We start from the raw sequence: 21000 nt of genomic DNA, 5'->3' as shown, positions 1-21000 counted from the left end.
ATCACCCGCGCGATGGCCGACCAGGCCCGCACCATCCGCATCCCGGTGCACATGGTCGAGGTCATCAACAAGCTGGCGCGCGTCCAGCGCCAGATGCTCCAGGACCTCGGGCGCGAGCCCACCCCGGAGGAGCTGGCCAAGGAGCTCGACATGACGCCCGAGAAGGTCGTCGAGGTCCAGAAGTACGGGCGCGAGCCGATCTCGCTGCACACCCCGCTCGGCGAGGACGGCGACAGCGAGTTCGGTGACCTCATCGAGGACTCCGAGGCCGTCGTCCCGGCCGACGCCGTGAGCTTCACGCTCCTCCAGGAGCAGCTGCACTCGGTGCTCGACACGCTCTCCGAGCGTGAGGCCGGTGTCGTCTCGATGCGCTTCGGGCTCACCGACGGCCAGCCGAAGACCCTCGACGAGATCGGCAAGGTCTACGGCGTCACCCGCGAGCGGATCCGCCAGATCGAGTCCAAGACGATGAGCAAGCTGCGTCACCCCAGCCGCAGCCAGGCCCTGCGCGACTACCTCGACTGAGGTCCTCCGCACGAGCGACGGCGCCGCATCCCGGTCGGGGTGCGGCGCCGTCGTCGGGTCACGGGTGGTGACGACGGCCGCAGGGGCTCTCCTCGAAGGGCCTCCTCCCGGTCGCGGATCTGCCCTACACTGCGCGCACCGAGAGAGGCGGCTCCTCGAACCTGGTGACCGGCAAGGAGGTGCGTCATGGCGCGTCTGCTGGTGGTCGACGACGAGCCGCGGATCGTCCGCCTGCTCACCCGCATCCTCGTGTCGGAGGGGTACGACGTCGAGACGGCGAGCACCGGTGAGGAGGCCCTGCTCACGGCAGCGGCCGTCGACGTCGACCTCGTCGTCCTCGACCTGCTGCTTCCCGGCATCGACGGGCACGCCGTGCTCCGGGAGCTGCTCCGGCGCGACGCCCGGGCACGGGTCCTGGTGCTGTCGGCGCTCGGTGACGAGGAGGCGCGGGCGCAGTGCCTGGCCGAGGGTGCCGTCGACTACGTCGCCAAGCCGTTCGCCGTGGCCGACCTGCTGGCCCGGGTAGCGGCCCAGCTCGCCGACGTGCCGACCGACGCTCCCCCCGCGGGCCGGACGACGGCATGACCGTCGGCCTCCGGGGCGCCGACGGCGACCTCGTCGAGAGCGGTCCTCCCCGCGCGAGGACCGGCGCGTGGCGCGCCCGGACGGTGCGCGCCGCCGGTTCGGCGTCCCTGCGTGAGCGCCTGCTGTTGCCCGCGTGGGGTGTGTTCGCCGCGGTCAACGCGGCCCTGATGTACATCGTCGTCGGCGCCGAGACGATCCCGTTCCACTTCGTGTGGGTGAGCACGGCCGTCGCCTACGGGCTGCGGCCGTGGCCGCTGAAGATGATGTGGCTGACCTGTCTCGCCGTGACCGTCGTGACCGGGGTGCCGCTCGTGCTCCGTGCCCACAAGGGTGAGCTCGACTGGCAGGAGGCCTCCGAGATCCCGTTGATGGCGCTGCTGTTCCTCGTCATGGTGTGGCACGTCCGCCGCAGGATGGCCGCGGCGGCCGATGCCCGTCGGCTGGCCGAGAGCGAGCACCTGGCGCGCGAGCGCCAACGGCGCTTCGTCCGGTTCGCCTCCCACGAGCTGCGCACGCCCATCACGATCGCGCGGGGCTTCACCGAGGTCCTGGCCCGGAAGCAGCAGGACCCCGCGGACGCCGAGGACGTCGAGGTCGTCCTCGACGAGCTCGACAAGCTCGAGGGCATCGCGGCGCGGCTGCTGGCGCTCATGCGCTCCGACGAGGAGTCGGTCCGGGCCGAGGACGTGGACCTCGCCGCCCTGCTCGAGAGGACCGCCCGGCGATGGCGCGCGGGCGCCCCGACCCGGCACTGGAGGGTCGACTGCCCCGAGCTGCGCGTCTGGGCGGACCCGTCGCGGCTGGAGATCGCGGTCGACAGCGCCGTGGAGAACGCGGTCCGCCACACCGAGGAGGACGGCTCGATCGTGCTCCGCGGGCGCATCGCCGGGGGCGAGGTGTTCGTCGAGGTCGTCGACGACGGGATGGGGATCGCCCGCGGTCACCTGCCACTCGTCTTCGAGCAGTTCCACAGCTCCGGTCCCCACGCCGGGACCGGTCTCGGCCTCGCCATCGTCCGGGCCGTCGCGGAGGCGCACCACGGACGGGTGAGCGCGGCCAACGCCCCCGAGGGTGGCGCGGTGATCTCCCTCGTGCTCCCGGCCGGCACCGGCGCGGGCGTCGCGTAGGTCCGGCTCGGCCGGCCACCCGTCGGGTCCCCGCGCCCGACCCCGCCGGTCGTCGCGGCGTCAGCCGACCCGGGTGCCGGCGTCCTCGCGCTCGGGCTCCTCGGCGGCGCGCTGCCGGCCCGGCAGCCGCAGCAGGGAGCGCCAGTGCCGCCGTCCCTCCTCCGGCCAGAGCCACGCGCGCAGCCGGTCGGTGCGCCGGCGGCGCCCGACGGCACCGCGGCGCACGGTGCGCGCGTCGGCCGTGACGTCGGGGAGCGTGCCGCCGGGCCGGGCGTAGCGAGCCTGCTCGAGGGCGTCCACGACACGGCCGAGCGCGGCGTCCTCCTCCGGTGCGAGGTAGGCGGCCCGCGAGAGCTGGCGGGAGGCCTGCCGCGGCGTCGAGCCGTCGCCGGGGACGATGCCGACGTCCCCGAGGCGCATGAGCAGCGACTGCCACTCGGCCTCGACCCGCTGCGCGTCGTCGCGGGCCCGGCCGCGGGCCCGGCGCCGGGCGAGCCACCCGCCGAGCGGGGTCAGCCCGCCGAGGACGAGGATCCCGAGGACGACGAGGATGGTGCCCGCGTGCCGCCGGACGCTGCCGAGGACGCCGCCGACGACCCCGGTGTCGGTCGTGCCCGTCGGGTTGTCGGCGGTGACGTCGCGGGTCTGCCGGGGAGCCGGGGCGCTCGAGGAGGACGAGGACGGCGTCGGGGTGCTGCCGGCCGTGCTGCCCGAGGTCGAGGTCTGGCGGGTCCACGAGGGCGCGAGGCCGCTGCGCACGCCGGGCGTCGGCTCGAAGCGCATCCAGCCGAGGTCGGGGAAGTACAGCTCGGGCCACGCGTGCGCGTCGTTGACCCGCACGACCCGCTCGTCGCCGTCGAGCGCGCCGGGCAGGAAGCCGACGGCCATCCGGGCCGGGATGCCGGCCTCCCGGGCGAGCATGATCATCGCGCTGGAGAACTGGACGCAGTAGCCGCGCTTGGTGTCGAGGAACCGGACGAGCGGCTCCTCGGCGGCCGCGCCGGACCCGGTGTCGTCGGCGAGGTCCTCGGAGTAGGTGAAGTCGGGGCCGCGCAGGTAGTCCTGGATGGCGCGCGCGGTCTCGAGAGGGGTCGCGCCGGCGGGCGTCACCTGCGCGAGGAGGGCCTTGACGCGGTCCTCCGAGCGGGGGTCGACGAAGAGGTCCTCCGGGTTGGGGGCGGTGCCCGCGGGGGTGGTGCCGAACTGGGCGGCCTCCGGGGCCAGCAGCGTGTACTCGACCGTGTACTCCGACACCGGCTGGGTCAGCTCGACGACCCCGCCACCGGTGACCCGCCAGCTACCGGCCGGGAAGGGCGCGCCGAGGGCGTTGGCCGGCATCGCGACCTGGGGCAGTCCGATCGAGTTGCTCGTCACCTCGATCCGCTCGGTCGTGCGCTTGACGTCGGGGAGCGCCGAGGACCCGGGGAGCCGCCCGTCGAGGGGGACGTAGGTGGCCTCCGACGTCGACTGCCAGCGCCCGCGCCGGTAGGTGTCGAGGAGCCCGACCCGCAGCGGCTCGGGCTCGGCGGCCGAGGTGCGGTAGGTGAGGACCGGGTCGCTCGAGCGGTCGGCGAGGTCGCGGGCGATGTCGATGCTCGTCGAGAGGCGGACCGAGCCGCCGTTGCCGCGCCCGTCGGTGCTGCGGGCCAGGCCGTCGGCGACGAAGGTCGTCGGCAGGTGCGGCAGGAGGCCGGGGACGACGACCGCCGCGGCGAGGGCGAGGACCCCGACCACCCGGCCGAGCGTCGCGTACGCGGCGCTCGGGTCGGCGTCCGGGCGGGTGCCGGACGCGGTGCCACCCCAGGTGCGCAGCGTGCGGACCCCCTGCCGGCCGACCATGGCCAGCCAGGCGAGGGCCGGCGGCACGACGAGCCACGCCGCGAGCCCCGCACCGGTGTTCGTGGCCGAGGCCAGGTACGCGGCGAGCAGCGGGATGCCGGCGAGCGCCGGGTTGCGGTAGGTGACGGCGAGGGCGTCCGTGGCGAGGGCGGTGAGCCCGACGAGGAGGCTGATGGCGAGCGTCGTGCCCCGGTCGGCCGGCGCCGGCGCGGTGTACGAGGTGACGGTGGTGTAGGCGTCACCGAGCAGCACCCCGAGCGCCTGCCCCGTGTCGGGCACCGGCACGACCGCCTTCCAGAGGTGCCCCTGACCGTGCACGAGGGCGATGGTCTCGGTGAGCGCGAGGGCCTGGCCGAGGACGACGAGCGGTCGGGCCGCACCCACCGTGCGCAGCAGCCCGCCGGCGACGGCGACGACGAGCACGGCGAGCGCGCTCGGGCGCACCCAGGCGGCCGAGGGGGTGAAGAGGTCGGTGAGTGGCAGGGTGATCGCGAGGGTGGCGACCGCGGCGAGCGCGGCGTCGGCGGGGCGGGCGCGGCTCATCGGGCCCCCGCGAGGGTGGAGGAGACGACGGCGGTCCAGGCCTCCGCGGGCCCGGTCGAGGCGTCGGAGACGGACGCGAGCCACCCCGAGGCACGCAGCGCGGCGACCGTGGCGCCCGCGCCGCCGGTCGGACCGGCGGCCGCGGCCCGGGACCCGCCGAAGCCCGCCGGGTCGACGAGGAGGGCGACCCCCGTGGACCCGGGCTGGCGGAGCGCGGCGAGGGTGTGGGTGTCGTCGTCCCCGAGCGGGCCGCCGACGTAGACGACGAGGCCGCCCTGGCCGGTCAGCCCGCTCGCGGCGTGCAGGACCGAGCGCATCGCGTCCTCGCCCTCCGGGCGCACCCGGGCGAGGGTGTCGAGCGAGCCGTCGACGGTGTCGTCGTGCCGGGTGCCGGTGTCGAGGCCGGTGTCGGCGGTCAGCAGGTGCACCGCGTGCGCCCCCTCGACGAGGTGCACGACGATCGACGCGGCCGCCGTGACGCTCCACTCGAGGGACCCCGAGCGCCCGGACCCCCCGTGGCCCACGGCCCGGGAGTCGAGGAGGACGACGGCACGCCGCTTCGCGGGGCGGTCCTCCTGGCGGACCATGAGGTCGCCGGTGCGGGCGGTCGCCGGCCAGTGGATGCGCCGGAGGTCGTCGCCGTCGCGGTACTCACGCACCGTCTGGTCGTCCTCGCCGTGCAGCGCGACCATGTGCGGGATCGAGCCCTCGCTGCCGATGCCCCGGCCGAGGGAGCGGCCCGCGGTGAGGGGCAGCACCCGGGGGAGGACGACGACCTCGGCGTGGCCGCTGACGGCGGCGGTCCGCAGGGTCAGCCCGAAGGGGTCGCGCACCCGGACCCGCAGCGGCCCGATGCGGTGCACGCCGCGGGTGTGCGAGCGCACGGTGTACTGCACCTCCTGGGCGGCGCCGCCCCGCATCCCGGCGATGAGGAAGCGCGGCCGGTCACCGAGGGCGTAGTCGATGGCCTCCTCGGCCATGAGGACGGGGGTCGACGAGGACTCGGTGTTGCGCACCCGCAGGGTGACGAGCGAGCGCTGGTCGATGGCGACCCGCGACGGAGCGACCGAGCGGGAGACCTCGAGGCGCAGCCCGTGCCGCCGGACGAGGACGAGCGAGGCGGCCGTCAGCGCGAGGAGGAGCACGCCGACCCGGGTGACGTCGTGCTGGCCGAGGACGATGCCGGCCGCGACGAGGACCAGCCCGCACCCGACGAACGAGGCTCCGCGGGTGGTGAGGGTGCGGCGCAGGGCGTGCACGGGGCTCAGCGGGTCGGGGCCGGGACCCGGACCCGCTGGAGCAGGTCGCCGAGGACGTCGGCGGTCGTGCGCCGGGCCATCTGGGTCTCGCCGGTGGGGATGAGGCGGTGCGCGAGGACCGGCACGGTGACCTGCTGGACGTCGTCGGGCAGCACGTGGTCGCGCCCGGAGAGCGCGGCGTGGGCGCGCGAGGCCCGCAGCAGGTGCAGCGTCGCGCGGGGGGAGGCCCCGAGCCGGAGCGCGGAGCTGGAGCGGGTCGCCCCGACGAGGTCGACGATGTACTGCCGCACGGCCGGCGACGCGTGGACCGCCCGCACCGCCTCGACCATCGTCTGCACGGTCGCGGCGTCGGTGACCGGGCGCAGCGTCTCCAACGGGGAGGCGCCCCCGTGCAGCTCGAGCATGTCGAGCTCGGAGCGCGGTGAGGGGTAGCCCATCGAGATGCGGGCCATGAACCGGTCGCGCTGGGCCTCGGGCAGCGGGTAGGTGCCCTCCATCTCGATCGGGTTCTGGGTGGCCATGACGAGGAACGGCCGGGGGAGGGTGTAGGTCGTGCCGTCGACGGTGACCTGACCCTCCTCCATCGACTCCAGGAGGGCCGACTGGGTCTTCGGCGAGGCGCGGTTGATCTCGTCACCGACGACGACGTTGGCGAAGATCGCCCCGGGCCGGAACTCGAAGTCGCGCACGTCCTGGTTGAAGACCGAGACACCGGTGATGTCGCTCGGCAGCAGGTCGGGGGTGAACTGCACCCGACGCACCGAGGCGTCGATGCACCGGGCGAGGGTCTTGGCGAGGAGGGTCTTGCCGACCCCGGGCACGTCCTCGAGGAGCAGGTGGCCCTCGGCGAGCAGGACGGTGATCGCCGTCCGGACGACCGGCTGCTTGCCCTCGATGACCGAGTTCATCGCGGTGGCGAGCTGGCTGGAGACCTGGAGGACCAGGTCGAGGGAGGCGCCGCGGGTCCCCGCCGCGTCACCGGTGGTGCGGGGATCGTGCTCGAGGTCGCTCACGGGGGTCCCTTCGTCGGCTCTGTTCTCCACCCCAACGCCCGGAGGCTGCAGGTCGTGCCCCTCATGGTGCTACACGGCGACGTCCGGGGGGAGGCCTTCGGCCGGGGCAACCTCGCCCGCGTCCCGGGTGGCTCCTCCACCACCCTCCACCCCGCGCCCCACCACGCTCCACCGGTGACACCGGCGCCCGCCCCGACGCGTCCGCGGGAGCCGGCGGCCCGGTCCGGGAGCGGCCTCGTGGCGCGTTCGCGGCCCCTCGGGGGTCATGTGTGAGGATCTTCCCCCACTTCCCTCCACCGTTCTGACCTGCACTCTTATGAAGACTTTCGAGCCATTTGGGTCAAAACGTGGACGCTGGGGGACACAGGTGGAGTAAAGTGGGGGAAGTCGGAGGTGGAGGGAGCCTCCGCGGGTCGAGGAGAGGTGGCGCACGTGGACGAGTTCCTCGGCACCCACACGCCTCGCCTCGACGAGAAGGGCCGGCTCTTCCTCCCGGCCCGCTTCCGCGGCGCCCTCGCCGACGGGCTCGTCGTGACCCGCGGCCAGGAGGGCTGCCTCTACGTCTTCCCCACCTCGGAGTTCCACCGGATCTCCCAGGAGATGCAGTCGGTCTCGGGCTCGACGAAGGGGGTGCGCGACTTCATCCGCGTCTTCCGCGCCAGCGCACACCCCGACACCCCCGACAAGCAGGGCCGGGTCACCGTGCCCGCCGCGCTGCGCGCCTACGCCGGGCTCGACAAGGACTGCACGGTCATCGGCAACGGCTCCCGCCTCGAGGTCTGGGACACCGGCCGCTGGAGCGAGTACCTCGAGCAGGTCATGCCGGCCTACTCGGCCTACTCGGCCGGGACCGAGGAGGTGGTGCCGGGCCTCTGACGAGACGCGACCCGCCCGACCCCGGCGCCCCGCGCCACGCGCACCACCCCGCACCGCCCGTACCGCTCGACCCCCCACCGCTCGACCCCCCACCGCTCGACCCGACCGCCGGCCTCCAGCCGACCCGACACCCGACGCGTCTTCCCCCGCGCCGGGCGCGGATCGGATGGGGACCCGCCGCCGGGTCGACCCGCACCGGGGGAGCAGGCCCCGCCACGACCCCGCCACGACCTGGAAGGAGTGAGATGACCAGCAGAGGCGACGCCGGTTCGCGCCACGTCCCGGTGCTCCTCGAGCGCTGCGTCGACCTCCTCGAGCCGGCCCTGGCGGAGCAGGGGAGCGTCTGCGTCGACGCGACCCTCGGCATGGGCGGGCACACCGAGGCGGTCCTCACCCGCTGCCCCGAGGCCCGGGTCATCGGCCTCGACCGCGACCCCGAGGCGATCGCGCTCGCGTCCGAGCGGCTGGCGCCCTTCGGCGACCGGTTCACGGCCGTCCACGCCGTCTACGACGAGGTCGGTGAGGTCCTCGAGCGGCTCGCCGACGGCACCGCGCGCGGCATCCTCTTCGACCTCGGCGTCTCCTCCCTCCAGCTCGACGAGGCCGAGCGCGGCTTCGCCTACCGGCACGACGCGCCGCTCGACATGCGGATGGACCAGAGCCGCGGGATGACCGCCGCCGACGTCCTCAACACGTACTCGCACGGCGAGCTCGCCCACGTCCTCAAGGCCTACGGCGAGGAGCGCTTCGCGGGCCGGATCGCCTCGGCGGTCCTCCGCGAGCGCGAGAAGGCGCCGTTCACGACCTCCGCCCGCCTCGTCGAGGTCGTCCGGTCCGCGGTGCCCGCCGCGTCGCAGCGCACCGGGGGCCACCCGGCCAAGCGGACCTTCCAGGCGCTGCGCATCGAGGTCAACGCCGAGCTCGCCGTGTGGGAGCGGGCGGTGCACGCCGCCGTCGACCACCTCGCGCCCGGCGGCCGGCTCGTCGTCCTCTCCTACCACTCGCTCGAGGACCGCATCACCAAGCAGGCGCTCGCCGAGGGCTCCCGCAGCCGCACCCCCCCGGGGATGCCGGTGGAGCTGCCCGAGCACGCCCCCTACCTGCGCCTGCTCACCCGGGGTGCGGAGGTCCCCTCCGAGACCGAGCAGGCCACCAACCCCCGGTCCGCGTCCGCCCGCCTGCGGGCCGCAGAACGTCTCTCGCCGAACGGAGTCACCGCATGAGCCAGCACGCCACGGCCCGCCCCCAGGCCCGCCCGGCCCCCCGTCGGGCGTCCGGCCCCACCCCGCGGCGGCTGCGGGTGGTCGCCCCGCCGGCCGCGGAGGGGAGCGGGTTCTTCCTCGCCGTGTGCATCGCGCTCGTCCTCGCCGGCTTCGTCGGTGTCCTCGTCCTCAACACGGCGATGGCCAAGGGCTCCTTCACGATGCGCGACCTGCAGCACCGCTCGGACGCGCTCGCCGACACCCAGGACGACCTGCGCCACTCGCTCGACGCGGTCTCCGGTCCGGGCCCGCTGGCGCAGGAGGCCCGGACCCTCGGGATGGTGCCCGCCGAGACGCCGGCCTTCCTCCGGCTCTCCGACGGCAAGGTCATCGGCGTGGCGCGGAAGGCGGCCGCCGACAAGACGTTTAGCGTGGTCACCGAGTCCTCGACCTCCTCGCCCACCGGGTCGGGCTCGACCCCCGCCCACCGCTGACGACGCGCGAGGACCCGACACCCGTGACTCCGCCGAAGACCCCGCCCACCGGCTCCAGGGCCGCCGGCTCCCGGTCCACCGGTGCGTCCGGTCGCGGCGGGGCGGGCCCCAACGGGACGAGCCGCAAGGGGGCGTCGCGCGCGGGCTCCGGGCGCCCGGCGGCGCCGCGGGGCAGCGCCCGCCCGGCCACGCCGAAGCGGCCGGCCGCCGGCGCCCGCCCGGCCGGCACCCGCCCGAGCCGTCCCGCGCGCCCGGCGACCCGGCGCCCCGCGACGACCGGCCGTGGCTCGGGCGGCGGGGGCCGCCGGACCCCCGCCGGACGCCGCACCGACCGCCCGGGGCCGAGCCCGCGCCGCCGGATGCGCGCGCTGACCGTCGCCACCGTGTTCGTCCTGTCCGTATTCGGCGCCCAGCTCGTGCGCATCCAGGGGATCGACGCCCACGCGGTGGCGGCGGAGGCCGAGAGCAACCGGGTGACGGCCCAGATCATCCCGGCGATGCGTGGGCAGATCCTCTCCGCCGACGGCACGGTGCTCGCCTCGAGCGTCGTGCGCGAGGTCGTCGTCGCCGACCAGACCGCCGTGTGCACCTACCGCACCGGGAAGACCACGTGCGACCCCGCGACCTCGGGGTCGGCGGTCCAGCAGGCCGCCGAGCAGCTGTCGCCGCTGCTCGGGACCCCGGTCAGCGAGCTCGTCCCGGAGCTGGAGGGGACGAGCCGCTACCGCATCCTCAGCAAGGACGTCACCCCGCTGACGTGGAACAAGATCGCGGCCCTCGGCATCCCGGGGATCGCCCGCGACCAGCGCGAGACGCGCTCGGAGCGCACCTACCCGCAGGGGACGACGTCGGCGGCCCTCGTCGGCTACCTCACCGACGACGGCAAGCCGGGCGGCGGCGTCGAGCTGATGGTCGACAAGGACCTGCAGGGCACGCCCGGCAGGACGACCTACGAGCAGGGCCAGGACGGCACGGCCATCCCGTCGGGGCAGTCGAGCACCACGCCGGCGGTCAACGGCGAGGACGTCCGGCTCACCGTCAACTCCTCGCTCCAGTGGTACGCGCAGAACGCGCTGGCCCAGCGGATCAAGGAGACCAAGGCGCAGTCCGGGACGGTCGTCATCATGAACGCCAAGTCCGGCGACCTGCTGAGCATCGCGTCCTACCCGACCTTCAACCCGAACACCGACGTCGGCAAGAAGGGCGCCCAGCTGGACAACAAGGCCTTCTCCGACGTCTTCGAGCCGGGGTCGACGGCCAAGATCATGACGATGTCGGCCGCCCTCGAGGAGGGCACGGTCACGCCGTCGACGCCGGTCATCATCCCGAACCGGCTGCCGCGCTACGACCAGCGGTTCAAGGACTCCCACGAGCACCCCACCGAGTACCGCACGGTCGCGGGCACGCTCGCCGAGTCGAGCAACATCGGCACCATCCTCGTGTCCGAGACGCTCAAGTCCTCGACCCTCGAGCGCTACTTCCGCAAGTTCGGGCTCGGCACGCGCTCCGGCGTCGGGTACCCCGGCGAGTCCGGCGGCATCCTGCCCCCCTCCGACACCTGGAGCGGTACGAAGCGGGCCAACGTCTCCTTCGGGCAGGGCATCTCGGTCACCGCCGTCCAGGCTGCCTCGGTCTTCCAGACCATCGCCAACGGGGGCGTCCGGGTCACCCCCCGGCTCGTCGACAGCGTCACCGCGGCGGACGGCACGGTGACCAAGGAGCCGGCCTCGAAGGGCACCCGGGTGGTCTCCGCGAAGACCGCCGCGGCCGTGAGCACGATGCTCGAGGGCGTCGTGGGCGCCGAGGGCACGGCCCCCGAGGCACAGATCCCGGGCTACCGGATCGCGGGCAAGACCGGCACCGCCGACTTCTACGACGCCTCGGTCGGCAAGTACCGCGGCCACACGGCGAGCTTCATCGGGTACGCGCCGGCCGACGACCCCCAGATCGTCGTCGCCGTCATCGTCCAGAACCCGGTCTACCCGTACTTCGGCGGCTACGTCGCGGGACCGGTCTTCAAGGACGTGACGACCTACGCCCTCCAGGAGCTGAAGATCCCGCCGACGGGCAAGAAGCCGCCGCACCTCAAGCTCGAGGTCACCCCGGCCGAGGCGCTCGCCGACCCCACCCTCCTGCGTGACGGCAAGAAGCACCCCAGGCGGTAAGGTCGTCCGGATGCGTTCTCCCCGGCCGACCTCGCCGCGTCGCACCCCGCTCGGCGAGGTCGCGACCCTCGTCGGCGCCCCGGTGCCGCCCGGTGACGCCGTCGTCACCGGGGTCACCCTCGACTCGCGCGCGGTCCTGCCGGGCGACCTCTACGCCGCCCTGCCCGGCGCTCGCGCCCACGGCGCGGACTTCGGCCCCCAGGTCGCCGCGGCCGGGGCCGCCGCCGTCCTCACCGACGCCGACGGGGCGCGCCGGCTCGTGGCCGCCGGCGTCGGCCTTCCGGTGGTCGTCGTCGAGGAGCCGCGGGCCGTGCTCGGCGCCGTCGCGGCCCGGGTCTACGGCACCGAGGACCTCGCGGTGCGGATGGTCGGCATCACCGGGACCAACGGCAAGACGACGACGGCCTACCTGCTGCACTCGGCGCTCACCGCCCTCGGGCACGAGGTCGGGCTCATCGGCACGGTCGAGACCCGGATCGGGCCGGAGCGGGTCGGCAGCGTCCGCACCACCCCCGAGGCCCCCGACCTGCACGCCCTCCTCGCCGTGATGGCCGAGCGCGGCCTCGACACCTGCGTCATGGAGGTGAGCAGCCACGCCCTGGCCCAGCACCGGGTCGACGGGGTCGTCTACGACGTCTCGCTCTTCACCAACCTCAGCCAGGACCACCTCGACTTCCACCGCGACATGGACGACTACTTCGCCGCGAAGGCCTCGCTGTTCACCCCCGAGCGGTCCCGGCAGGGCCTCGTCTGCGCGGACGACGGGTGGGGGCGCCGGCTGCTCGGGGTCGCCTCGGTGCCGGTCGCCTCGCTCGCGACCGCGTCCGACTCCGGTTCCTCCACCGACGTCCACCCCGACTGGACGGTCCACCCGGACGACACCGACCCGGCCGCCTTCCGGCTCACCGGCCCGGACGGCGTCGACCTCGCCCTGCGCTCGAGCCTGCCGGGCGACTTCAACGTGACGAACACGGCCATGGCCGCCGCCGCGCTCGTCCTCGCGGGCGAGGCGCCGGAGCGGGCCGGGGAGGCGGTCCTCGCCGACCCCCACGTCCCGGGCCGGATGGAACGGGTCGCCCTCGGCGACAGCGCGACCCAGCCGCGGGCCGTCGTCGACTACGCGCACACGCCGGATGCCATCGCCGCCGCCCTGCGCGCCCTGCGGCCGACGACGCCGGGCACCCTCGTCTGCGTCACCGGGGCCGGTGGCGACCGCGACCGCGACAAGCGGCACGCGATGGGCGCGGCGGCGGCCGAGGTCGCCGACCTCGTCGTCGTCACGGACGACAACCCGCGCTCCGAGGACCCGGCCGGCATCCGCGCGGCCGTCCTCGAGGGTGTCGACGCGGTCCGCCGGGAGGGGCGTGCGGTGCGGGTCCGCGAGGTCGGTGACCGTCGCCGGGCGATCCGCGAGGCGGTGGCCGCCGTCGCCGCCGAAGGCGCCCACGCGACCGTCGCCGTCGTCGGCAAGGGTCACGAGACCGGCCAGGAGGTCGGGGGAGTGGTCCACCCCTTCGACGACCGCGACGAGCTCCGCGAGGCCCTGCGCCTGGCGGCCGGGGCGGTGGCGCCGTGATCCCCGTCCCGCTCGCCGAGGTCGCCGTCCTCACCGGGGGCCGGCTCGCCGGGCTCACCGAGGCCGACGCCGTCGACCTGCTCGTCGACGGCCCGGTCGTCACCGACTCGCGGGAGGCCGGGCCCGGCGGGCTCTACGTCGCCCGGGTCGGCGAGCGGGCCGACGGGCACGACTTCGCCGCGTCGGCGGTCGCCGCGGGCTGCGTCGCGGCGCTGACCACCCGGCCGCTCGAGGGCGTGCCCTGCGTCGTCGTCGACGACACCCAGGAGGCGTTCGCGGCCCTCGCCCGAGCCGTCGTCGACCGCTCGCCCGGCCTCGCCGTCGTCGGCATCACCGGCTCCTCGGGCAAGACGAGCACCAAGGACCTCCTCGGCTCGGTCCTCGCGAGCGCCGGCCCGACCGTCGCCCCGGTCGGCTCGTACAACTCCGAGGTGGGCGTGCCGCTCACGGTGTGCCGCGTCGCCCCGGACACCCGCTTCCTCGTCGTCGAGATGGGCGCGCGCGGCGTCGGTCACATCGCCTACCTCACCGGGATGGCGCCGCCGCGGATCGGTGTCGTCCTCAACGTCGGCACCGCCCACGTCGGCGAGTTCGGGTCGCGCGACGCCATCGCCCGGGCCAAGTCCGAGCTCCCGGCCGCGCTGCCGGCCGACGGCGTGGCCGTGCTCAACGCCGACGACCCCCGGGTGCGGGCCATGGCCGAGGTCACCGCGGCCCGGGTGGTCCTCGTCGGCGAGGCCGACGAGGCCGAGGTCCGCGCCTCCGACGTGCGGCTCGACGCCGGGGGCCGCCCCTCCTTCACGCTGCACACGCCGGCCGGTGACGCCGCGGTCTCGCTCGGGCTCGTCGGCCGCCACCACGTGGCCAACGCCCTGGCGGTGGCGGCGGTCGCCCTCGAGCTGGGCCTTCGGCTCGACGCCGTCGTGGCCGCCCTCGACGCCGCCCGCCCGGTGAGCCGGTGGCGGATGGAGGTCACCGAGCGTGCCGACGGCGTCACCCTCGTCAACGACGCGTACAACGCCAACCCGGACTCGGTGCACGCCGCCCTCGAGGCCCTGGCGCGGATGGGGGAGGGCCGGCGCACCTGGGCGGTGCTCGGCACGATGCTCGAGCTCGGCGAGGAGTCCGACGCGCTGCACGCCGAGGTCGGGGCCGACGTGGTCGCCCACGGCGTCGACGAGCTGCTCGTCGTCGGGGCCGCCGCGACCCCCCTCGCCGACGGCGCGCGAGCCGCCGGGGGGAGCACCCGGGTGCGTGCGGTGGCCGACGCCGACGCCGCCGAGGCGCTGCTGCGCGCGGAGCTGCGGCGCGGCGACTTGGCCTTGTTCAAGTCGAGCCGCGACGCCGGGCTACGGTTGCTCGGAGACTCGCTCGCGACCGTCCCCGTGGAGGAAGAGCACCCGTGAAGGCCGTCCTCATCGCCGCCGTGGTCTCCCTCGTGCTGGCACTCTTCGGGACCCCCACCTTCATCGGCTACCTCGTGAAGAAGGGGTACGGGCAGTTCATCCGCGACGACGGTCCCACCTCGCACCACACGAAGCGCGGCACGCCGACGATGGGCGGAGCGGTCATCGTCCTGTCCTCCCTCGCCGCGTACGCCGTGGCCCACCTCGTCACCGGCCAGCGGCCGTCGGTGAGCGGCCTGCTCGTCCTCTTCCTCATGGCCGGGATGGGGCTGGTCGGCTTCCTCGACGACTACATCAAGATCAGCAAGCAGCGCAGCCTCGGCCTGCGCTCGGGCCAGAAGCTCGCCGGGCAGACCTTCGTCGCCGTCGTCTTCGCGGTCCTCGCGCTGCAGTTCCCGAACAGCTCCTTCCGCACCCCGGCCTCGACCGCCGTGTCCTTCGTCCGCGACACCCCGGTCAACCTCGCCTTCGCCGGCACCGTCGTCGGTGTCATCCTCTTCGTGATCTGGGCGAACGTCATCGTCGCGGGCACCTCGAACGGGGTGAACCTCACCGACGGCCTCGACGGCCTGGCGACCGGCGCCTCGGTGATGGTCTTCGCGTCGTACGTCCTCATCGGCATCTGGCAGTTCAACCAGAACTGCCAGTGGAACCCCGGCACCAAGTGCTACGAGGTCCGCGACCCGCACGACCTCGCGATCGTCGCCGCCTGCGGGATGGGCGCCTGCTTCGGCTTCCTCTGGTGGAACGCGTCGCCGGCCAAGATCTTCATGGGCGACACCGGCTCGCTCGCCCTCGGTGGCGGGCTCGCCGGCCTCGCCATCCTCACCCGCACCGAGCTGCTCGTCGTCGTCCTCGGCGGCCTCTTCGTGACCATCACCCTCTCGGTCATCATCCAGGTCGCCTCGTTCAAGACGACCGGGAAACGGGTCTTCAAGATGGCGCCGCTGCAGCACCACTTCGAGCTCCTCGGCTGGCAGGAGGTGACGATCGTCATCCGGTTCTGGATCGTCGCCGGCCTCTTCGTCGCCCTCGGCCTCGGGCTGTTCTACGCCGAGTGGGTGGTGGGCGCCGGATGAGCGCCGGGTCCGCCCGCACCGAGGCGCTGACCCACCGCGACGCCGACTGGGCCGGGCTGCGCGTCCTCGTCGCCGGCCTCGGGGTCTCGGGCTTCGCCGCCGCCGACGCCCTCCTCGAACGCGGGGCCCGGGTCACGGTCGTCGACGCCGCCGAGCCCGCCGACGGCTCGGCGATGTCCGAGCGCGCCCGCATCCTCGACATCCTCGGGGCGACGCTCCGGTACGGCGAGGACGCGGTCGCGGCCCTGCCCGAGGAGCCGCTCGACCTCGTCGTCACCTCGCCGGGCTGGCGTCCGGACCAGCCGCTGCTCGCCGCGGCGGCGGACGCCGGGGTCCCGGTGTGGGGCGAGGTGGAGCTCGCGTGGCGGATGCGGCCGCGGGAGGGCGCCGCGCCGTGGCTCACGGTCACCGGCACCAACGGCAAGACGACGACGGTGCAGATGCTCACCGCGATGCTCCGGGCCGCCGGCCTGCGGGCGTGCAGCGCGGGCAACGTCGGGACCCCGATCCTCGAGGCGGTGATGGACCCCACGCCGTACGACGTCATCGCCGTCGAGCTCTCGAGCTTCCAGCTGCACTGGTCGCACTCGCTGCGGCCACGGGCCTCGGTGTGCCTCAACGTCGCTCCCGACCACGTCGACTGGCACGGCTCCCTCGACGAGTACGCCCGTGCCAAGGGGCGGGTCTACACGAACACCGAGGTCGCGTGCGTGTTCAACGCCCAGGACGAGGTGACCCGCCGCCTCGTCGAGGAGGCCGACGTCCAGGAGGGGTGCCGGGCGGTCGGGTTCACGCTCGGCGTGCCGGGACTCTCCGAGGTCGGGCTCGTCGAGGACGTCCTCGCCGACCGCGCCTTCGTCGCCGAGCGGCGCACCTCCGCCGCCGAGCTCGGCAGCCTCGACGACCTGCGCGCCGGTCCGGACGCCCCTCCGCCAGCGCCGCACCTCGTGGCCAACGCCCTGGCCGCCGCCGCCCTGGCCCGGGCTCACGGTGTGCCGCCGTCGGCGGTCCGCCAGGGGATGCGCGACTTCGTCCCCGAGCCGCACCGGATCGCCGACCTCGGCGTCGTCCGCGGCGTGCGCTGGGTCGACGACTCCAAGGCGACCAACCCGCACGCGGCCCAGGCCAGCCTCGCGGCCTTCGAGCACGTCGTGTGGGTGGCCGGCGGGCTGCTCAAGGGGGCCGACGTCGAGGAGCTCGTGGCGGCGGCGGCCGGCCGGCTGCGCGGCGTGGTCCTCATCGGCCGTGACCGTTCGGCCATTTCCGAGGCGCTCGCCCGACACGCGCCGGATGTCCCGGTCGTCGACGTCGACCGTACCGACACTGGAGCCATGGACGCCGTGGTGGAGCACGCCCTCGACCTCGCCCGGGAGGGCGACGTCGTGCTGCTCGCCCCCGCCGCCGCGTCGATGGACATGTTCGCGAACTACGGTGCGCGTGGCGACGCCTTCACTGCGGCGGTGCGGCGGCTCACCGGGCAGGAGTAGCCCGTGACGTCCGCGACCGCCCCGGCCCGCCGGACCGCTGACGGGGCCTCCCGGCTGCGCGCCTGGGCCACCCGCTTCGAGTCGCCGGTCACGACCTACTACCTGCTGCTCTTCCTCACCGTGGCCCTCGTCGTCTTCGGGCTCATCATGGTGCTCTCGGCGAGCGCCATCACCTCGCTCGAGGAGAGCCGGTCGGCGTACACGATCTTCACGACGCAGGCGGTCTACGCCGGCATCGGGGTGCTCGCCCTCGCCGTCACCTCCCGCCTGCCCGTGGCCGCCTGGCGCCGGCTCGCCGTCCCCGTGCTCGTCGCCGGCATCGCGCTCCAGCTGCTCGTCTTCACCCCCCTCGGCGGCTCGTTCCAGGGCAACCGCAACTGGCTCTTCCTCGGCCCGGTCAGCGTGCAGCCGTCGGAGGCGATCAAGGTCGGCCTGGCCCTCGCGGGGGGCGCGATCCTCGCCAAGAAGCGGCGCCACCTGCGCTCCCTCGGCCACGTCCTCGTGCCCTACCTCGTCCCGCTCGTCGCCGTCGCGGTCGGCTCGGTCGCGCTCGGCCACGACCTCGGCACCGTCCTCATCCTCGGCGCGGTCGTCGCCGGCGTCCTCTTCGCGGCCGGGATCCCGGTGCGCTGGTTCGTCATCGCCGGTGTGCCGTTCCTCGGGGTGGTCCTCGCCTTCGTCGTCACGAGCTCGAACCGGCTGGGTCGCTTCGACGTCTGGCTCGGGCGGGACACCGACCCCTACGGCGCGGCCCGCCAGTCCATCCACGGCCGGTACGCCCTCGCCGACGGCGGCTGGCTCGGTCTCGGCCTCGGGCAGAGCCGCGAGAAGTGGGGGCGGCTCTCCGAGGCGCACAACGACTTCATCTTCGCGATCATCGGCGAGGAGCTCGGGCTGCCCGGCACCCTCGCCATCCTCCTGCTCTTCGCGGCCTTCGCCTTCGCCTGCTACCGGTTGGTCAGCCGCTCCGACGACTACTTCGTCCGGGTGGTCACCGCCGGCGTCATGACCTGGGTCGTCGTCCAGGCGCTCATCAACATCGGGGCGGTCATCGGCCTGCTTCCCGTCATCGGGGTGCCGTTGCCGCTCGTGTCCTCCGGCGGCTCCTCGCTCATCACGACGATGGGCGCGCTCGGCATCCTGCTGGCCTTCGCCCGCGCCGAACCGGGGTGCCGCGAGGCGCTGTCCGCGCGACCGTCGTCGCTGCGCCGCTCGCTCGCGGTGGTCGCCGGCGCCGTGCGCAGCCGGAAGGGCGGGTCGTGAGCCCGGGCGTCCCGGGCTCGGTCCTCCTCGCGGGCGGTGGCACCGCCGGGCACGTCTCCCCGCTGCTCGCCCTCGCCGACTGCCTGCGCCGGCGCGACCCCGAGGTGCGCATCGCCGCGCTCGGCACGGCCGAGGGGCTCGAGGCACGGCTGGTCCCCGAGCGCGGCTACCCCCTGCTCGAGGTGCCCCGGGTGCCCTTCCCGCGCCGGCCGAACGGCGCCGCGCTCAGGCTGCCCGGTAACCTCCGGCGCGCGGTGGCCGCCGCCGAGGCCGCCATCGAGTCCACCGGGGCCGAGGTGGTCGTCGGGTTCGGCGGCTTCGTCGCGTCCCCGGCCTACCTCGCGGCGCGCCGGCGCCGGGTGCCCGTCGTCGTCCACGAACAGAACGCCCGGCCGGGGCTGGCCAACCGGCTCGGGTCCCGGTTCGCCGCCGAGGTCGCCGTCACCTTCCCCGGCACCCCGCTGCCGCGCGCCACCGTCACCGGGATGCCGCTGCGCCGCGAGGTCGCGACGCTCGACCGAGCCGCCGTGCGGCCCGAGGCCCTCGAGCGCTTCGGCCTCACCGACGCCCCGACCGTCCTCGTGATGGGCGGCTCGCTCGGGGCGGCCCGGCTCAACGCCGCGTTCGGTGCGTCGGTCGCCGCACTCTCGGCCGCCGGGGTGCAGGTGCTCCACCTCGCGGGCACCGGCAAGGAGTTCGACCCGGGCTCGGCGCCCGGCGCGCCGTACGCCGTCCTGCCGTACTGCGACCGGATGGACCTCGCCTACGCCGCAGCCGACCTCGTCGTCGCCCGGGCCGGCGCGAACACCGTCTGCGAGCTGAGCGCCGTCGGCCTGCCCGCCGTCTACGTGCCGCTGCCGGTCGGCAACGGCGAGCAGCGGCTCAACGCCGCCCACGTCGTCGCAGCCGGCGGCGGCCTGCTCGTCGACGACGCCGCGGTCGATGCGGCGTGGGTCCGCGACACGGTGCTGCCCCTGGCCGTCGACGGCTCGCGCCTCGCGACGATGGCCGCTGCGGCGGCCTCGGTGGGGGAGCGCGACGGCGACGAGCTGCTCGCCGACCTCGTCGTCCGTGCGTGCGGGGGACGCTGAGCCGTGGCCGTCACCAACCCGCGCTTCGACCTCGGCGCCGCCGTGCCCTCCTGGGAGGACCTCGGCGCCGTCCACCTCGTCGCCATCGGTGGCGCCGGGATGTCGGCCGTGGCCCGCCTGCTGCTGGCCCGCGGGGTCGCGGTCAGCGGCTCGGACGCCGCCGACTCCCCGGTGCTCGAGCAGCTGCGCTCGGCCGGTGCCCGGGTGTGGCTCGGGCACGACGCCGCCCACCTCGAGGGCGTCGACACCGTCGTCGTCTCCTCGGCGGTCCGGGACGACAACCCCGAGCTCGCCGCCGCCCGCGCCCGCGGGTTGCGGGTGCTCCACCGCTCGCAGGCCCTCGCGGCGGTCACCACCGGCACCCGGGTGGTCGCCGTGGCCGGCGCCAACGGCAAGACGACGACGACCTCGATGCTCGCCGTCGCGCTCACGGCCGCCGGCGCCGACCCGTCCTTCGCCTCCGGCGGCGAGGTCGCCCAGCTCGGCACCAACGCGGCGCTCGGGAGGGGCGAGGCCTTCGTCGTCGAGGCCGACGAGAGCGACGGCAGCTTCGTCGTCTACCGGCCCGAGGTCGCCGTCGTCACCAACGTCCAGCCCGACCACCTCGACTTCCACGGCACCGCCGAGGCCGTCGACGCCGCCTACCGCGAGTTCGCCGCCACCGTCCGCCGGGGCGGCCTCCTCGTGGCGTGCGCCGACGACCCGGGGTCGCGCGCGCTCGCCGACGCCGTCCGGGCATCGGGCGGACGGGTGCTCACTTACAGCGCGGTCCCGGGGGCGGGGGAGGGCGCCGACCTGCGCGTCACCGAGAGCACGCCGGAGGGACTCGGCACCCGCTCGCGCGTCGCCCTCCCGGACGGCACGGAGCACGAGCTCCTCCTCGCCGTCCCCGGCGGGCACAACGTCGCCAACGCGTGCGCTGCCCTGCTCACCGCGGTCACCGGCCTCGGCGAGCCGGTCGCCGCGGTCCTCGAGGGGCTCGCCGGCTTCCGCGGCGCCCGTCGCCGGTTCGAGGTGCGCGGCGAGGTCGGCGGCGTCACGGTCGTCGACGACTACGCGCACAACCCCGCCAAGGTCGCCGCGGTCGTCGGCACGGCGGCCGACATCGTCCGGCGCAGCGGGCGCGGGCGGCTGCGGGTCGTCTTCCAGCCGCACCTGTACAGCCGTACGCGCGACTTCGCCGACGCCTTCGCCGCCGCCCTCGCCCCGGCCGACCACGTCGTGCTGCTCGACGTCTACGGCGCCCGGGAGGACCCGGTGCCGGGCGTCACCTCCGCGCTCGTCGGCGAGCCGCTCGCCGCCCTTCCCGGCGACCGGCGGGTCGACGGGGGGGGCGACCCCGCCCCGGCCGGGGGGCTCCTCGGCGGGGGGGGCGCGCCCCGGGGGGGCCAAGACCAAAAACCGGGGCGGGGCCCCCGCCGCGCCGATCACCGCCGAGACGACCGCGAACACGGGCAGCGACACCGAGCG

17 protein-coding genes are annotated in these 21000 nt (G+C 75.2%); 14 read left to right on the top strand and 3 right to left on the bottom strand.

Going from position 1 to position 21000, the window contains the following annotated elements; all coding sequences use genetic code 11:
* The 3 genes from PKA89_RS19065 to PKA89_RS19055 all read left to right on the top strand — a co-directional run.
* Positions 1-525 (top strand): sigma-70 domain-containing protein (locus PKA89_RS19065; RefSeq protein ID WP_324422226.1); only part of this gene is annotated, 525 nt, incomplete at its 5' end.
* A gap of 186 nt (positions 526-711) precedes the next feature.
* Positions 712-1110, top strand: a complete 399-nt coding sequence (locus PKA89_RS19060; RefSeq protein ID WP_324422224.1) for a response regulator — start codon at positions 712-714, stop codon at positions 1108-1110.
* The gene (locus PKA89_RS19055) at positions 1107-2237 is read left to right on the top strand and encodes a HAMP domain-containing sensor histidine kinase (protein ID WP_324422222.1); all 1131 of its coding nucleotides are present in this window, start codon (positions 1107-1109) and stop codon (positions 2235-2237) included. The genes PKA89_RS19060 and PKA89_RS19055 overlap by 4 nt, the downstream gene beginning before the upstream one ends.
* 60 nt (positions 2238-2297) lie before the next feature.
* Here the strand turns inward: PKA89_RS19055 and PKA89_RS19050 are convergent, their stop codons facing one another.
* Genes PKA89_RS19050 through PKA89_RS19040 form a run of 3 tightly spaced genes read right to left on the bottom strand, consistent with a single transcriptional unit; the run spans position 2298 to position 6822 of the window.
* Positions 2298-4619, bottom strand: a complete 2322-nt coding sequence (locus PKA89_RS19050; protein ID WP_324422220.1) for a DUF3488 and transglutaminase-like domain-containing protein — start codon at positions 4617-4619, stop codon at positions 2298-2300.
* Positions 4616-5878: a DUF58 domain-containing protein gene (locus PKA89_RS19045; RefSeq protein ID WP_324422218.1), complete on the bottom strand. Its 1263-nt coding sequence runs from the start codon at positions 5876-5878 to the stop codon at positions 4616-4618. The genes PKA89_RS19050 and PKA89_RS19045 overlap by 4 nt, the downstream gene beginning before the upstream one ends.
* A gap of 5 nt (positions 5879-5883) precedes the next feature.
* Positions 5884-6822, bottom strand: a complete 939-nt coding sequence (locus tag PKA89_RS19040; protein ID WP_324422228.1) for a MoxR family ATPase — start codon at positions 6820-6822, stop codon at positions 5884-5886.
* Positions 6823-7323: 501 nt separating this feature from the next.
* On the opposite strand from PKA89_RS19040, the gene mraZ reads away from it, so the two are divergent.
* The 11 genes from mraZ to murC all read left to right on the top strand — a co-directional run.
* Positions 7324-7767, top strand: coding sequence for a division/cell wall cluster transcriptional repressor MraZ (gene mraZ / locus PKA89_RS19035; RefSeq protein ID WP_324422215.1), 444 nt, complete (start codon positions 7324-7326; stop codon positions 7765-7767).
* A 245-nt stretch (positions 7768-8012) separates the two neighbouring features.
* Positions 8013-8990 (top strand): 16S rRNA (cytosine(1402)-N(4))-methyltransferase RsmH, encoded by a 978-nt coding sequence (rsmH, locus tag PKA89_RS19030; RefSeq protein ID WP_324422213.1) that lies wholly within the window; start codon positions 8013-8015, stop codon positions 8988-8990.
* Positions 8987-9463: a hypothetical protein gene (locus tag PKA89_RS19025; RefSeq protein ID WP_324422211.1), complete on the top strand. Its 477-nt coding sequence runs from the start codon at positions 8987-8989 to the stop codon at positions 9461-9463. The genes rsmH and PKA89_RS19025 overlap by 4 nt, the downstream gene beginning before the upstream one ends.
* 359 nt (positions 9464-9822) lie before the next feature.
* Positions 9823-11628, top strand: a complete 1806-nt coding sequence (locus PKA89_RS19020; protein WP_324422209.1) for a penicillin-binding protein 2 — start codon at positions 9823-9825, stop codon at positions 11626-11628.
* A gap of 10 nt (positions 11629-11638) precedes the next feature.
* Complete coding sequence (locus PKA89_RS19015) at positions 11639-13204, top strand: UDP-N-acetylmuramoyl-L-alanyl-D-glutamate--2,6-diaminopimelate ligase (RefSeq protein WP_324422207.1); 1566 nt, start codon at positions 11639-11641, stop codon at positions 13202-13204.
* Complete coding sequence (gene murF, locus PKA89_RS19010) at positions 13201-14610, top strand: UDP-N-acetylmuramoyl-tripeptide--D-alanyl-D-alanine ligase (RefSeq protein ID WP_324422205.1); 1410 nt, start codon at positions 13201-13203, stop codon at positions 14608-14610. The genes PKA89_RS19015 and murF overlap by 4 nt, the downstream gene beginning before the upstream one ends.
* Positions 14607-15689 (top strand): phospho-N-acetylmuramoyl-pentapeptide-transferase, encoded by a 1083-nt coding sequence (mraY, locus tag PKA89_RS19005; protein WP_324422203.1) that lies wholly within the window; start codon positions 14607-14609, stop codon positions 15687-15689. Before murF ends, mraY begins: the two co-directional genes overlap by 4 nt.
* Entirely contained in the window at positions 15686-17176 is a 1491-nt protein-coding gene (gene murD, locus PKA89_RS19000) for a UDP-N-acetylmuramoyl-L-alanine--D-glutamate ligase (protein ID WP_324422200.1), read from the top strand. Before mraY ends, murD begins: the two co-directional genes overlap by 4 nt.
* 3 nt (positions 17177-17179) lie before the next feature.
* Positions 17180-18439, top strand: a complete 1260-nt coding sequence (gene ftsW, locus PKA89_RS18995) for a putative lipid II flippase FtsW (RefSeq protein ID WP_324422199.1) — start codon at positions 17180-17182, stop codon at positions 18437-18439.
* Positions 18436-19530 carry an undecaprenyldiphospho-muramoylpentapeptide beta-N-acetylglucosaminyltransferase gene (murG, locus tag PKA89_RS18990; RefSeq protein WP_324422197.1) on the top strand — a complete coding sequence of 365 codons (1095 nt, stop codon included), beginning with the start codon at positions 18436-18438 and terminating at the stop codon, positions 19528-19530. The genes ftsW and murG overlap by 4 nt, the downstream gene beginning before the upstream one ends.
* A gap of 3 nt (positions 19531-19533) precedes the next feature.
* Positions 19534-21000: UDP-N-acetylmuramate--L-alanine ligase (murC, locus tag PKA89_RS18985; protein WP_324422194.1), on the top strand; the 1467-nt coding region annotated here is incomplete at its 3' end.

The organism is Phycicoccus sp. (assembly GCF_035325325.1).
GTDB lineage: Bacteria > Actinomycetota > Actinomycetes > Actinomycetales > Dermatophilaceae > Phycicoccus.
This window is presented reverse-complemented; position numbering and strand designations above follow the sequence as displayed.